Origin of the sequence: Vibrio pomeroyi (genome assembly GCF_024347595.1) — a bacterium.
Classification (GTDB): Bacteria; Pseudomonadota; Gammaproteobacteria; order Enterobacterales; family Vibrionaceae; genus Vibrio; species Vibrio pomeroyi.
Map to the genome: position 1 here is coordinate 1,650,776 of NZ_AP025506.1, position 13,931 is coordinate 1,664,706.

Sequence of the window (13,931 nt, forward strand, 5' to 3'; positions counted from 1 at the left end):
TTGATTTGGTTGTATGTTTGATTCTCAATTATTAATCGCTGTATTAGTTGTCGCGTTGCTTGTTGCTTTAGTTGTGTTCCATATACGACCGTTGTTGGCGTTTGCGGCTGTTGGTGCTGCACTGTTTATTATTGGTGCAGTTGACCAAACCGTATACCTCGATGGTTTTACCAACGGTTCTTTAATTACGTTGATGGTGTTGATCATTTGTAGTTTCGCGATTGAGAAAACCTATCATGTGCGCCATTTAGGGGCATCGTTGTTCAATGGCAAGTTTGTCCCGAACTACGTTAAGTTATTGGTAGTTAGCAGCTTTACCTCTGCTTTTTCTAATAACACAGCGGTAGTGGCAACGTTAATGGGATGTATAAAGAAGAACTTACCGAGCAATGCCAGCAAGTATTTATTGCCACTTTCTTATGCTTCTATCTTAGGGGGGACGTTAACGTTGGTTGGTACTTCGACTAACTTAATTGTCTCTGGTTTTGCTCAAGAAGCAGGGTTAGCGCCGTTCTCTATGCTGACGACTACGCCTGTGGCGATTGTAGTAGTCGGGGTGTGTTTAGTTTGTTTGTTATGTTGTATTCCATTGCTTCCATCGAGTAAGACCCAAGAGCAACATCGAGAAAATACGAGTTACTTTATTGAAGCTCAAGTTCGAGTTGTTGTTAACGGCCAATCATTAGTTGGTAAAACGGTCTTTGAGAACGGGTTGCGCGATTTGGGTTCTTTGTATTTGAGTGAAATCATTCGCCAGGGCGGTGTGATTACGCCGGTATCACCAAAAGAAGTGCTGCAACCAAATGACAGGTTGTTATTCAGTGGTGATGTTGGTGCATTAGAAACTTTGCAGCAGTTTAAAGGCTTAAAGACTGTGGGTATTGTGAGTGAACAAGACACGCATATTGGCCAAACAGTTGAAGCGATACTCGTGGCAGATTCGGTCGTGGTGGGTAAAACGATTAAACAAGTGAAATTCAGATCTCTGTTTGATGCGTCTGTTATTGGTATTCGCCGTGGTAACCAAAAGCTAAGCGGTGGCTTGGGTAGTACTGTGTTGCAAGCGGGTGATATGTTGCTTCTGGCTATCGGGAATGATTTTAAAGATAGGAATAACCTAAAGCGTAATTTTGTTTTCCTTGATGGGGCTGACTTTGGTAATAATTCAGGTGAGCAACAAACTCTTTCTAAAGCTAAGTCTTGCTGGGTGCTTGGCGGTTTTGTAGCTGTGATAGGGTTGTCGGCTATTGGACTGTTGCCACTACTTAAAGGTTTACTGATTTTGCTGGGCGCCTATGTGGTAACGGGTGTATTGAATGTTCAATACGTTCGTCGTCGTATCCCGTTTGAAATTATTGTGATTGTGGGCAGTGCATTGGCTTTGGCTCATGCCATGCAAATGAGTGGGTTAGCGGATACGGTGAGCGGTGCTTTGCTGACGTTGACTAACGGGTATGGCGTGCACGGAGCGTTTATTGGGGTGTTCTTGGCAACGTTGTTGCTTACAGAGTTAATCACCAATAATGCAGCGGCGGCGATCATTTTTCCTATTGCTCTTGCGACAGCGCAGCAATATGGCGCAGACCCAATGCCGTTTGTTATGGCGGTTGCTTTTGGGGCGAGTGCGAGCTTTCTTTCGCCGTTTGGCTATCAAACTAACTTGATGGTGTATTCGGCAGGTAATTATTCTATTAAAGATTATGTGAAGCTGGGTTTGCCACTTTCGATTGTGTATTCCATTACCGCGTTAGTGATGATTCCGGTGGTGTATCCGTTTTAGGTGCTTATTAAGAGATCCCCGATTCAGTCGTTCGTCCTTCTCGGGGATGACGGTAAGGTAAGCCGGGTAGATGGTTGCTTTCGAGTTTTGACGGTTGTTTTAAAGTTTCTATTTTAGTTATCGTCATTCCCTAAAGTGAGGGACGAACGCAATAGGGAATCTCGCTTGTGGTTTGAGATTCCAGATACCTCGTTCCTCGGTTCTGGAATGACGGCTATTTTCGAGTTTTTTACGATTATTTTAAAGTTTCCATGCTAGTTACCGTCATTCCCTAAAGTGAGGGACGAACGTAATAGGGAATCTCGTTTGTGGTTTGAGATTCCAGACACCTCGTACCTCGGTTCTGGAATGACGGCTATTTTTGAGTTTTTTACGGTTATTTTAAGGTTTCAGTGGCAGTTTCGTCATTCTCTAGAGTGAGGGAAGAACGTAATAGGGAATCTGCTTGTGGTGTGAGATTCCAGATACCTCGTCCCTCGGCTCTGGAATGACGGTTGCTTTGGAGCTTTGGGTGGTTATTTTAAAGTTTTATAAAGGTTATTTATGACAAGTCCATATCAAGAAAAAACAGATGTAACAGAAAAATCGAGCGATGTGGTTTGGCACAATGCGACTGTTACTCATCAACAGCGAGCGGAACTGAAACAACAAAAACCTGTTGTGCTGTGGTTTACTGGCCTAAGTGGCTCTGGTAAATCGACGGTTGCTAATGCAGCAGAAAGCCAGTTATTAACTTTGGGTAAACACAGCTACTTGTTAGACGGCGATAACGTCCGTCATGGTTTGAACCAAGATCTAGGCTTTAGTGATACCGACAGAGTAGAGAACATTCGACGCATTGGTGAAGTGGCTAAACTGTTTGTTGATTCAGGAAGTATTGTGTTGACGGCGTTTATCTCACCGTTCATTTCAGACCGCCAGCAAGTGCGAGACCTTTTAGGGGAGCAGCAGTTTTTGGAGGTGTTCATTGATACACCGTTAGAGGTGTGTGAGTCGCGTGATCCTAAAGGCTTGTATAAGAAAGCACGTAAAGGCGAAATCAAACACTTCACGGGTATTGATTCAGAATACCAGGCACCAGTGCAACCAGATATTCACGTAAAAACGGCAGGTAAGAGCATTGAAGAGTGCGGTGAGCAAGTTGTAAATGCGCTGCGTGAGCGTGGTTATATTTAATCCTTACCTCGGCCTGTACTAATAGCATCTTGCTGCAATCATGTTATATCACCTAACAACTTGATATTGATGTGAAATAGAGCCGCCTGTAAAAATAGACCAATAAGTGGCATATCAATACTTTTGCCCAATTCGAATTAGATAGTGAGAGGATCCCAATGCATTACGATGTATTCAATGGAGACGCAGATGGTATTATTGCGTTGTTGCAACTGCGCTTGAGTGAACCAAAAGAAAGTGTGCTTATTACTGGCGTGAAGCGAGATATTAAGTTGCTTTCCCAAGTAGACGCTCAAAAGGGTGTTTCTTCGGTTACGGTATTAGATGTATCGATGGAGAAAAACCAAGATGCGTTGCGTTCGCTGTTGGATGAAAAAATCGATGTGTTCTATTGCGACCACCATCGTACTGGTGAAGTGCCTGATTCTTCATACCTTGAAACCTTAATCGATACCGCGCCTGAGTGTTGTACTAGCTTGTTAATCAATCAAAAGCTCAATGGCGAGCATGTGGCGTGGGCAATTGCTGCGGCCTTCGGTGACAACCTTAAAGCGGTTGCTAATCTGCTTGCGGTAGAAAATGGTTTTGATGAGTCACAAATTGCGTTCTTAGAAGAGTTGGGTACCTTGGTGAATTATAACGGGTACGGGGCATCATTGGATGATTTGCACTTCACGCCTGTTGAACTTTACCAAGCGCTTTATCAATACCCGAATCCGTTTGCTCTTTTAAATGATGAAGATTCGGTGTTCTATCGTTTGCGTGCGGCCTACCAAAATGACCATCAACAAGTATCAAGCCTTGTACCTGTTCACGAGAACGAGGCGGTACGAGTGTTTGAACTACCGAGTGAAACTTGGGCAAGGCGTATTAGCGGTGTGTTTGGTAATGAGATCGTTAACCAAGATCCGAACCGCGCTCAGGCTGTGTTGACGCAAAACCAAGATGGTGTGTCTTACATGGTGAGTTTGCGTGCGCCGTTGTCGAATAGAACAGGGGCTGATGAGGTGTGTTCTAGTTTTGAAACCGGCGGTGGGAGAAAGGCTGCTGCTGGTATTAATGTTTTGCCAGTAGCGGATAAGCAGCGTTTTATTCAAGTGTTAACGGATTATTATTCGAGCTAGTTATAAAGGAGAGATTCCCTATCACGTTCGTCCCTCACTGTAGGGAATGACGGAGTTGGGTGTTGCTTGTTAATTCTATTGTCATTCCAGAATAGAGGGACGAGGTCTGTGGAACCTCTGACTCCTGAGCTAGATTCCCTATCACGTTCGTGCCTCACTTTAGGGAATGACGGAATGGGGTGTTGTTCGTTAAATCCATCGTCATACCAGTGCTGTGGTAAGTGGAATCTCTGACCTGAGTGAGATTCCCTATAACGTTCGTCCCTCACAGTAGAGAATGACAGAGTGGGTGTTGTTCGTTAATTCCATCGTCATACCAGAGCTATGGTAAGTGGAGTCTCTGACCTGAGTGAGATTCCCTATCACGTTCGTTCCTCACTGTAAGGAATGACGGAGTGGGTGTGGTTAGTTAAAACCATCGTCATTTCGGGCCGAGGGAAGAGGTATATGGAATCTCTGACTTGAGTGAGATTCCCTATACGTTCGTTCCTCACTATAGGGAATGACGGGGTATGTGGGGCCTCATACTATTTCGTCATAGAGGTCGTTCCAATTAGGATTGGCTTCACTAATCAGTTCGTCCTTCCATGAACGATTCCATTTCTTTAACTGCTTTTCTCTCTTAATCGCTGATTTGAAGTCATCCAAAATTTCAAAATAGACTAGCTTGTGTACGTTGTATTTTTTAGTGAAGCCTTCAATGTCTCCTGTCCTATGTAACCAAACCCGTTGTGCAAGGTTTCCTGTGACACCTATGTATAAAACTGAATTGGAGCTGTTAGTTAGTATGTAGATCGCAGGTTGTTTCATGAGTTCTCCTTCAACGTTGTTCGTGACACTACCAAACGTTGAAATAGTCATCGCACTATATAAGTCGCAGAGAACTAAAGCGAGATTCCCTATCACGCTCGTACCTCGCTGTAGGGAATGACGGGATGCTGTGTGGTTACTCGTGGTAAGCAACAATGCGGTTGGTGTTCATCTTCCATTTGTTTTATCGTCATTCCAGAACCGAGGGACGAGGTATGTGGAATTTCTGACCGGAGTGAGATTCCCAATCACGTTCGTGCCTCAATGTAGGGAATGACGGGGGGGTGTCCCGTGCGGTAAGTAGCGATGTTGTTACTCTTTCAGTGGTTCTGTCGTCATTCCAGAACCGAGGTACGAGGTATGTGGAATCCATGACCGGAGTGAGATTCCCTATCACGTTCGTGCCTCAATGTAGGGAATGACGGGGGGGTGTCCCGTGCGGTAAGTAGCGGTGTATTTGTTCTTTCAATGGTATAGTCGTCATTCCAGAACAAAGGGACGAGGTATGTGGAATCTCTGACCGGAGTGAGATTCCCTATCACGTTCATTCCTCACTGTAGGGAATGACGGGGTGGGGTGTTGCTCGCGGTAAGTGGCAATGTGGTTGGTGTTAATCATCCAGTTGCTTTATCGTCATTCCAGAACCGAGGGACGAGGTATTTGGAATCCCTGACAGGAGTGAGACTCCCTATCACGTTCGTGCCTCGCTGTAGGGAATGACGGGTAGGGGCGTTACTCGCGGTAAGCAGCAATGCTGTAGGTGCTCCTTTTTCAGTTGTTTTATCGTCATTCCAGAACCGAGGGACGAGGTATGTGGAATCCCTGACCAGAGTGAGGTTCGCTATCACGTTCATTCATCACGGTTGGGAATATCAGGGAGGGGCGGTGTTCTTACCAAATCCGCATTCTATTTTGCATTTATCTGAAGTTTAGTTTGCGTACTTGGTACTCTATAAGTATACTCTGCTCATTCAATAGCACTTTGGTACCTATTTTTATCGTTCGAGCCATTTTTTAGCTTAATTTTAAGCACTACGACAGGTAAAATTTACACGTAATGGGTACTAAGTACATATAAGGTTCTAAAATGATTAAACACTGTTTGTTTCCCGCTGCTGGTTACGGTACACGCTTTTTGCCAGCAACAAAGTCTATGCCTAAAGAAATGATGCCAATCGTGAATAAACCACTGATTGAGTATGGTGTGGATGAAGCGATTCAAGCAGGGATGCAGAGCATGGCCATTGTGACTGGCCGTGGCAAAAACTCGTTGATGGATCACTTCGATAAGAACTACGAACTAGAACACCAAATCGACGGCACGAGCAAAGAAGGTTTACTCGATGATATTCGTGAGCTAATCGACGCCGCGAACTTTACTTACATTCGCCAACGCGAAATGAAAGGTTTAGGGCACGCAATTCTAACCGGTAAAGAGCTGATTGGTGACAACCCATTCGCTGTTTTGCTGGCTGATGACTTGTGTGTGAACCCAGAACAGGGCGTGCTTGAGCAGATGATTGGTCTGTTTAAACAGTTCCGTTGCACGATTGTCGCAGTAGAAGAAGTACCAGTTAATGAAACCCATAAATACGGGGTAATCGCGGGTGAGCATTTAAGCGACGATTTGATCCGAGTCACCGATATGGTTGAAAAGCCAGAGCCGGGCACTGCGCCAAGTAACCTGGCGATTATAGGCCGATACATTCTAACGCCTGATATTTTTGAACACATTGAAAATACAGAGCCAGGTAAGGGCGGCGAAATCCAAATTACCGATGCAATTCTAAAGCAGGCTGAACAGGGTTGTGTTATTGCCTATAAATTCAAAGGCAAGCGCTTTGATTGCGGCAGTGTTGAAGGTTATATCGACGCAACCAACTACTGCTATCAAAACTTGTTTTTGGGTAAATAGTTGCTCAAAAGCTAACTTGGCGGAATATGAGAACAGCAACTGTTCCGAGTTGGAACATAACGAAAACCAACTTTAGGCTCAAGTGATAGTAAACCAAATGAAAACATCAAAGCTGAATAGCAACACTGAGGCGAATGTTTACGCTAACAAAGCAAGTAAGGTATTGGCGACTGCTGGGCTAGTTGCGCTTGCCTTGCTGTCTGTTTTTGTTATTGGCTCAAGTGCACGGTTACTGATAGCTCAGTTCAGTGCGCTTAATGCTGAACAGGAACTAGAGCGGTTTATTGAACAGCAGAATCAAACCGATGTTGATGACGATTCAATAACAGAACCAGGGCTTTCTCGTTCATTAACGTTACTAGATTCTTCAATGCACAAAGTGGCGGGTTGGGACAGCAACAACCCTGACAGCTTGTTGCTGTTGGCATCGTATCAAGCGATCAAAGCCGCTCAACACAGTGAGTTGATAACAGGCACTGAACAGCAAAACCGTGTGGGATATGACCAAGCGATAGCAACTGCGCAAAAGGCACAGAAGCTAAGGCCAATGCATGCCAAAGCCTTTGTGCTGGAGGCTGAATACCAGTGGCGTAATGGTGGTTCATTCGATCAGGTTTTAGCCCCGTTCGAGTTAGCTCTACGAAATGGCCCGTATGATAAAGCGGTTGTGTTGTTTGGTTTGGAGTTTTATCTCGCGTATTGGCCTCAGCTTAATGTGGAGCAAAAAATCTTAGTGTCTAGTTACTTGCTAGAGCCTAGAAGGTATCGACTCTCTCATTGGCAAATCAACACCGTTGTTGCGCGTTCTCCGGAAAAAGAGCGAGCGTGTCGGTTACTAAAGTTCAATAACAAACCAATGCGAACGTGTAAGGGAGGTTGATCGTGAAATCAAATTCTTGTCACGTGACTACTGCTTTAGCCAAACACCAACGTGTTTGGCTGTTTTTCACCGTACTTATTGCTGGTGGCTTGGCTTCGTTGGCAAAAACGTTTGATCTGCTTTCGGGCTTCATCGTGAGAATAGAAGGACAAGTCGGAGGCGATATTGTCTTGCACCTTTTGGTTGCTACCTTACTTGGCACCAGTGCATGTTGGGCTGGGCGAGAGTCAAAGTTATTGAGTTGTGCTACTGAAAAACCGTGGATATTCAGCAAAAAGCAGCTTGGACTGATTGGCTTGAGCGCTGTTTTGATAAGCCTTGATGAATCAATGCAGTACTTTGCGCCGACGCGAACATTTTCTATCCATGATTGGCTTGCCAACATGTTTGGGTTGTTTAATGGCGTTTTAATTTATCTGTTTGTTTGCATTTGCCGTTCACACTATTCGCGAGGCTAGCGATCGTATTTGCAAGGCTATGCGCGGCTTAACGTTTCGCCTAGTTTCGCAAACCAGGACGCGAGTGATTATTCGCGTCATTAAATTCTCAAAAGAGGAATGTACATGAAGTTAAACAAATTTATGTTGGGCACAATGCTTGGCATGACAATGTCTACTTCGGTCGCTTTTGCTCAAGATGCGGTAACTGAATCTATCGATTTAACCAGCATTGTTGAACAGAGCGAACTGACACCAGAAGAGCTTGTTGCTCAGCTTATTGCTCAATACCCAGAAATGGCGGCGGCGATCGTTCAATCTGTAGTAGCAGCTAACCCTGAATCAGCCGATGCCGTGGTAAGTGTTGCAATGGTTGCTGCGCCTCAACAAGCGGCTGCAATTGCTACCGTAGCAACTGAAGCGGGTGTGTCTAACCAAGTGGTCACAACCGCGGCACTTCAAGCGGGTATTGACCCAACAGAAGTTCAGCAAGCCACGGCGATTGGTGAAGAAGCACCATCTCCAGTGGAACCTGCACCAGTTGCTACGCCAGCTCCGGTTGAAACACCAGCGCCTGCTCCTGTTAAGAAATTCCCAGGCGCAGAGCCAACTAAACCTGTGAAAGAGTCACCTGTTTCGAGTAACTAACACAGTGTAAGGCCCGCGTTCAATATGTTTTGGTAACGACTGAGTTGTAACTAAGAGGTAGCGGGCTTTTTGCTTCTAATTTTGCTTGTTGATTAACGAGAAAACTGACCAATAGGGTCTGCTTTCTAATGAGAATGTAACGATAAATGCGCTTAAACAATTTTAGCTTTTACAGCTTACTCACGTTGTTGATTTGGCTACCGATTCCTTTAGGGTCTAACCGTATTTGGGCGTGGTCTATTGCGGGGATTTGGGTTGGCGTTACGCTACTGACTACGATGTTCAGTTACCGTTCTCATTGGCAAGCATTTCCTTGGCCGCGCTTAAATCAATTCAAATGGTTATTGCTTCCTATTGCTCTCTTTCAATTGTGGGGAGCGATGCAATTGATGCCTTTGCCGGAACCGGCTTTGGCCTCGTTATCACCAATGGCCGCTAAAACGTATTCTCAGCTTAATGAAATCACAAATGTGCAAGGAATCGGCCAAGTTAGTGTTGATCCGTTTAGTACCTACATAAGCCTAGTCAAAGGGCTGATTTACATGCTGTTTACACTGCTTTCAATCGTGCTGATAGATTCTAAAAAACGTATTCAGTGTGTACTTAGTGCCTTGCTGTTTAGTGGTTGTTTACAAGCGGTTTATGGTGCGATGGTGTTGTTGTTTGGGTTTGAATTTTCACCCATTTTTGGTATTCGCCTGCCCGATGTTGCAACGGGGTCGTTCATTTATAAAAACCACTTAGCCAATTACATGATGATGTGTTTGTGTTTGGGGGCAGGTTTGTTGGTATCTCAACTGCATGTAACGCCATCTGGCTCTTGGCATACAAGGATTCAACGTTGGGTCTTAGGGCTCATTTCTAACAAGATGATCGTACGTTGTGGCTTGATCATGATGGTGATTGCTTTGGTAATGACGCGCTCGCGCATGGGAAATACGGCGTTCTTCGCTGCTACCTTAATTGGTGGCTTCACAGCGCTCATATTTTATAACAAAAAGCCACGTGCATTAGTCGCGTTGGTGATCAGTTTAGTATTGATAGATACGGTGGTTGTCGGCTCTCTGTTTGGCTTAGCTAAAGTGAAAGACCGACTTGAACAAACAGCGCTCACCAAAGAAACACGTGATGAAGTTGTAGAATGGGGTTCGTTGATGGTTGAGCAAGCACCTATCACCGGTTACGGCTTAGGCAGCTTTCAATCGACATTTCCTAAATTTAGCTTGGCGAATATTGGCTATTACGATCATGCCCATAATGAGTATCTACAATTTGCGGTTGAAGCTGGTATACCGATGACTCTAATGCTCGGTTGCATGTGTATTGTTGCTTTGATTAAGGCAGTTCAAACCATGCGTAAGCGGCGCAGCAAAACCATGAAAGGCACCGCATTAGGTTGCTATATGGCGATTGTAGGTATGTTGATTCATATCTCTGTCGACTTCAATTTACAGCCATCGGCTAATGCGATGACATTTTTAATGGTGTTGATTTTAGTTGGAGTCACTTCGGTTTTGCCTTCGAATCCGTGCCTCACATCTAGTCATGGTCTAGTTCCGAGTCATTCATACAGTCAGCAAAAGGCGAGTGATGTTTAATCGTATTTTAGTGGTGTGCATGGGGAATATTTGTCGTTCTCCACTTGGTGAAGCAGCGTTGCGAGCATTGTTACCGAATAAAGCAATCGCATCGGCAGGTATTGCTACTGAGCCAAGTGGGTTAGTAGAACATGGGGCTGACCCGATGATGAAAATGGTATCGGAAACTCAGGGGTTCGATCTTAGTGGACATCGAGCCCAACAATTAAACCAAAACTTGTGTGATAAACATGATCTTATTTTGGTGATGGAACCAGCCCACATTGATTTGGTTGCCACAATAGCCCCGAACGCGCGCCATAAAACTCTACTGTTGGGGCAGTGGAGTGATGGCACCATTGCCGATCCATACCAAAAAGACAAACAAGCCTTTGATGTCGCTTTGCAGCAAATACTCAAAGCAAGTCGTCAGTGGGCACAAAAGGTCGGTTAACTAACCAATAAAAAATTCAGTTTAGTGAGGTTTGGTATTTACCTCACTATGTTCGATTGGGTGTATCACTACACTCATTTTACGGTCTAGGTACGCTATTGTGCTTAGCTATTAGTGTTGGAAATTACAATGAAGAAAACTATTCTCGCTTTAGCGACGTCGGCAGTGCTATCTCCTGCATACGCTTACGAAATTATTAATAACGAAACGGCTTACCTAGACGTGTATGGCGAAGTGAAAGCGCGTGCGTTTTTCTACGATCACCAGAGCAACGATTACACATTTGGCGAATCTAAAGTGGGCGTTGACGCGCGTTATGCAGTAACTGACACAACTAGCGTCATGTCTCTAGTAGAAGCTGAAATTAACTTCGATGCTGACGAAAACAAAGACGAAGACGATCTTTACCTCTCTAAATACTACGCAGGTATGAAGAATGAAGTGTTAGGCACTCTGACTTTTGGTAAGCACTCGACTTCTTCTGATGATCTTAACGTGGCAGATTACTCTGAAGCGTTTGGTGGTTTGGCTAACCTAAACGCGGTAAGCCAACACGACCTCGGCCTTAAGTACAACTACGCAACCGAATTGTTTGAATTGAGTGTTACTTACGGTCCAGAAGCGGGTGACTTTGATCGTGATATTTTAGAGGCCTACGGCCAGTACTTCCTCGCTGATCTAACACTGACTGCAGGTGTTGGCTCATCGACAACTAATGTTACTCAAAACAGTCAAGATCAGTTTTACACGATGTTGGGTGGTGAGCTAAACATGGGTGACTACAAGTTAGGTGCGACATACTACAACACTGACATTGAAGATCGCTCAAATAGCCAACGTGACGTAACGAAAAATGCGTTCGCAATTGCAGGCCAACTTGAGATGGTGGAAAAACTGTTTGGTTATACAGGCTACGAGTTTATCTCTCAAGACTCAAACACTCGCACTCTTGATGGCAACGTGAACAACTTTTACATTGGTACACGCTACGAAATCGTCGAGTGGGCGAGTGTATACGCTGAAGTTAACTTAGTTGATGACGCCACTAAGGTTGTTGATCAACAAGCAACAAACTACGCATTAGGTGCGACATTATTCTGGTAATCGTCTAATGATTAAGCAAACCTTATACGGTTAGCCCAGTTTGAAAACAAGAAAAGCAGTGTAGACGTGAGTCGCACTGCTTTTTTGATCTTGGTGAACAGTCAGATTGGGTCATGTTATTCTCGTGCTAATTAAAACTCGTTTTTACGACTACCTATTTACCTCTCATTCTCTATCTAATCCTAGTACTTCCTACAGCTACCACCTAGTTGTTTTGTAACTTTCTGATTATTAGCGTTTTTTAACGTTTTAAGTCTTTTAATAGCTTATGAAATATCAAGGTAATCCAAGATCCTTCTAACTCTACTAAAATAAAAAATATCAAATTTGTTTTCATATTCTAAGTGTATGATTTTTATAGCTATAAACCATGTCTTAAGCGTTATATTATAAATTAATGTGTACTGGGTACGTAAAATTAGTTGACGTGACAAAGATCACTCCGTATTATTCGTTACACCAAAGGGTACTTGGTACGCATAAATGGAGTTGTGCATGATTCTTAAATTTTTAAATTACTTATTAAGGCAACATCATGAAAAAGACACTTATCTCTTTAGCACTTCTTTCTATTACTTCTTTCAGCGCTTCTGCAGCAATGTACGACTGGGAAGACAGCCAAAAAGCAACACTGCTTACTACGGTTGATTCGATCTGTGGAGTAGAAGTACGTACAACTGATGACCAACTTGAAGTATCGAACGGCGTAGCAAAAGTTGAATTTTTCACATTAAACAATGTTTCAGATAAGACCACACTTAAGTTCGATGTAGACACAAACCTTAAAATGAACGTAGGTAATGCGAATCCGCTAGACCTAATCGATGTGTCATACGAAGGTTCTCACTCTTCTCTTAAAAACATCCGTACATTGTCTGATCTAGATAATGAAACGCTGACTTTTAATCGTCGTGATTTCGGTATGGAACAAGATGGCAACGTTCAAGGTGTGTTGTTCAACTTTGAATTGAACGCTGAGCATGAACAATTGATGGCAGGTAAGAAAATCAAAACAACCATCATCGCAGACGTTAACTGCCGCTAATTTCTATTTGTTGAATCATTGATAGGTAGCTCTATGAATCTAAATAAAAAGTACTTTTGGCTCGGTACCTTAATGCTGAGTGCGTTGACAGTGTGTCAGCCAGTTTCTGCTTCATATACACACAAGCATTCGACGAAAGCAGACAATTGGTCGGTAGATTCATTTGAGCGCTATCAAGATCCTAATGCGGCTTCGATTCCGATTTCTATACGCCACGATGGGGATGACACTCGTTATTACATCGAGGTAAATAACAAGCCAGTTTCGAACGTTTTTACGTTAACCGATGGTGAGACTCTGGACATTGATGTGCCAGTGAAGATTAAAAGACAGCAAGGAGGTCAAGTATTCAAGGTATGCAGTGTATCGCTAAATGAAAATGCCGGTGCGCGAGTTTGCTCTGAAGTTGAATTATTTGCTTTGTTTTAACGAGAATAACCCATGAAAAAATCAATTTTACTTACATCACTGATTGTTGCTGCAACGAGCTTAGTATCTAACATGGCATTTGCGAGCTCTACTATTGAATCTTCAAGTGGTTCTTCTTGTGAACAAACCGATTTTCAACCTTGGGAAGTGTCAGCTGGCGCGGGTCATGGCTTATATGACAATGAATATAATCGTCATGATGATTGGGAAGATACCGACCAAAATGAAACCCAAGTGGGTTTAAAGTTGACGTACCGATTTGGGGGCGCAGAGCAGATCGACTGTGGTCGTTTTCAAAATTTGGTGGAACGTGAGCAGCAAGCATATACCACGCAACTAGAGCTTAAAGTTCAACAGCTGCAAGCACAATTACTAAAACAAGAACGTGTAAACGCGACTAAAGTACGTTTTAAATAGTACATTGAAATTGAATTAAGAGCTTATTCATAAGCGGAATTACATATTTTTGATGTGTAATTCCGTTTTTTGATCGTGCGTGCGGAGGATTATAGGGTTAAAAATTTAACATTATATCAGATGCTTAGGGCTTTC

General features: G+C 43.7%; 14 protein-coding genes. 13 read left to right on the forward strand and 1 reads right to left on the reverse strand.

Going from position 1 to position 13,931, the window contains the following annotated elements:
- The first annotated feature begins 13 nt into the window (after positions 1-13).
- The 3 genes from OCV12_RS07420 (at position 14) to OCV12_RS07430 (ending at position 4,080) form a co-directional block, all read left to right on the forward strand.
- The gene (locus OCV12_RS07420) at positions 14-1,780 is read left to right on the forward strand and encodes an SLC13 family permease (RefSeq protein ID WP_261885791.1); all 1,767 of its coding nucleotides are present in this window, start codon (positions 14-16) and stop codon (positions 1,778-1,780) included.
- 543 nt (positions 1,781-2,323) lie between these two features.
- Positions 2,324-2,956, forward strand: coding sequence for an adenylyl-sulfate kinase (gene cysC / locus OCV12_RS07425; RefSeq protein WP_261885792.1), 633 nt, complete (start codon positions 2,324-2,326; stop codon positions 2,954-2,956).
- A gap of 158 nt (positions 2,957-3,114) precedes the next feature.
- A complete protein-coding gene (locus OCV12_RS07430; RefSeq protein WP_261885793.1) occupies positions 3,115-4,080 on the forward strand; it encodes a DHH family phosphoesterase in 966 nt (321 codons plus the stop codon).
- 522 nt (positions 4,081-4,602) lie between these two features.
- Here the strand turns inward: OCV12_RS07430 and OCV12_RS07435 are convergent.
- A complete protein-coding gene (locus tag OCV12_RS07435) occupies positions 4,603-4,890 on the reverse strand; it encodes a GIY-YIG nuclease family protein (RefSeq protein WP_261885794.1) in 288 nt (95 codons plus the stop codon).
- Positions 4,891-5,977: 1,087 nt separating this feature from the next.
- Between OCV12_RS07435 and galU the strand changes: the two genes are divergently transcribed.
- The 10 genes from galU to OCV12_RS07485 all read left to right on the forward strand — a co-directional run bounded on the left by galU (position 5,978) and on the right by OCV12_RS07485 (position 13,796).
- Entirely contained in the window at positions 5,978-6,805 is an 828-nt protein-coding gene (galU, locus tag OCV12_RS07440) for a UTP--glucose-1-phosphate uridylyltransferase GalU (protein WP_261885795.1), read from the forward strand.
- 97 nt (positions 6,806-6,902) lie between these two features.
- Positions 6,903-7,685, forward strand: a complete 783-nt coding sequence (locus tag OCV12_RS07445) for a hypothetical protein (protein ID WP_261885796.1) — start codon at positions 6,903-6,905, stop codon at positions 7,683-7,685.
- A 2-nt stretch (positions 7,686-7,687) separates the two neighbouring features.
- On the forward strand, positions 7,688-8,143 hold the full coding sequence (locus tag OCV12_RS07450) for a VanZ family protein (protein WP_261885797.1): 456 nt from the start codon (positions 7,688-7,690) through the stop codon (positions 8,141-8,143).
- Between the two features lie 105 nt (positions 8,144-8,248).
- Positions 8,249-8,770: a hypothetical protein gene (locus OCV12_RS07455; RefSeq protein ID WP_261885798.1), complete on the forward strand. Its 522-nt coding sequence runs from the start codon at positions 8,249-8,251 to the stop codon at positions 8,768-8,770.
- A gap of 146 nt (positions 8,771-8,916) precedes the next feature.
- The gene (locus OCV12_RS07460) at positions 8,917-10,368 is read left to right on the forward strand and encodes an O-antigen ligase family protein (protein WP_261885799.1); all 1,452 of its coding nucleotides are present in this window, start codon (positions 8,917-8,919) and stop codon (positions 10,366-10,368) included.
- Positions 10,361-10,801, forward strand: a complete 441-nt coding sequence (locus tag OCV12_RS07465; RefSeq protein ID WP_261885800.1) for a low molecular weight protein-tyrosine-phosphatase — start codon at positions 10,361-10,363, stop codon at positions 10,799-10,801. The genes OCV12_RS07460 and OCV12_RS07465 overlap by 8 nt, the downstream gene beginning before the upstream one ends.
- Before the next feature lie 129 nt (positions 10,802-10,930).
- The gene (locus OCV12_RS07470; protein WP_261885801.1) at positions 10,931-11,905 is read left to right on the forward strand and encodes a porin; all 975 of its coding nucleotides are present in this window, start codon (positions 10,931-10,933) and stop codon (positions 11,903-11,905) included.
- Between the two features lie 535 nt (positions 11,906-12,440).
- Positions 12,441-12,950, forward strand: a complete 510-nt coding sequence (locus OCV12_RS07475; protein WP_261885802.1) for a hypothetical protein — start codon at positions 12,441-12,443, stop codon at positions 12,948-12,950.
- Positions 12,951-12,983: 33 nt separating this feature from the next.
- Complete coding sequence (locus OCV12_RS07480) at positions 12,984-13,379, forward strand: hypothetical protein (RefSeq protein ID WP_261885803.1); 396 nt, start codon at positions 12,984-12,986, stop codon at positions 13,377-13,379.
- A 12-nt stretch (positions 13,380-13,391) separates the two neighbouring features.
- Positions 13,392-13,796 carry a hypothetical protein gene (locus tag OCV12_RS07485; RefSeq protein ID WP_261885804.1) on the forward strand — a complete coding sequence of 135 codons (405 nt, stop codon included), beginning with the start codon at positions 13,392-13,394 and terminating at the stop codon, positions 13,794-13,796.
- Positions 13,797-13,931 lie beyond the last annotated feature (135 nt).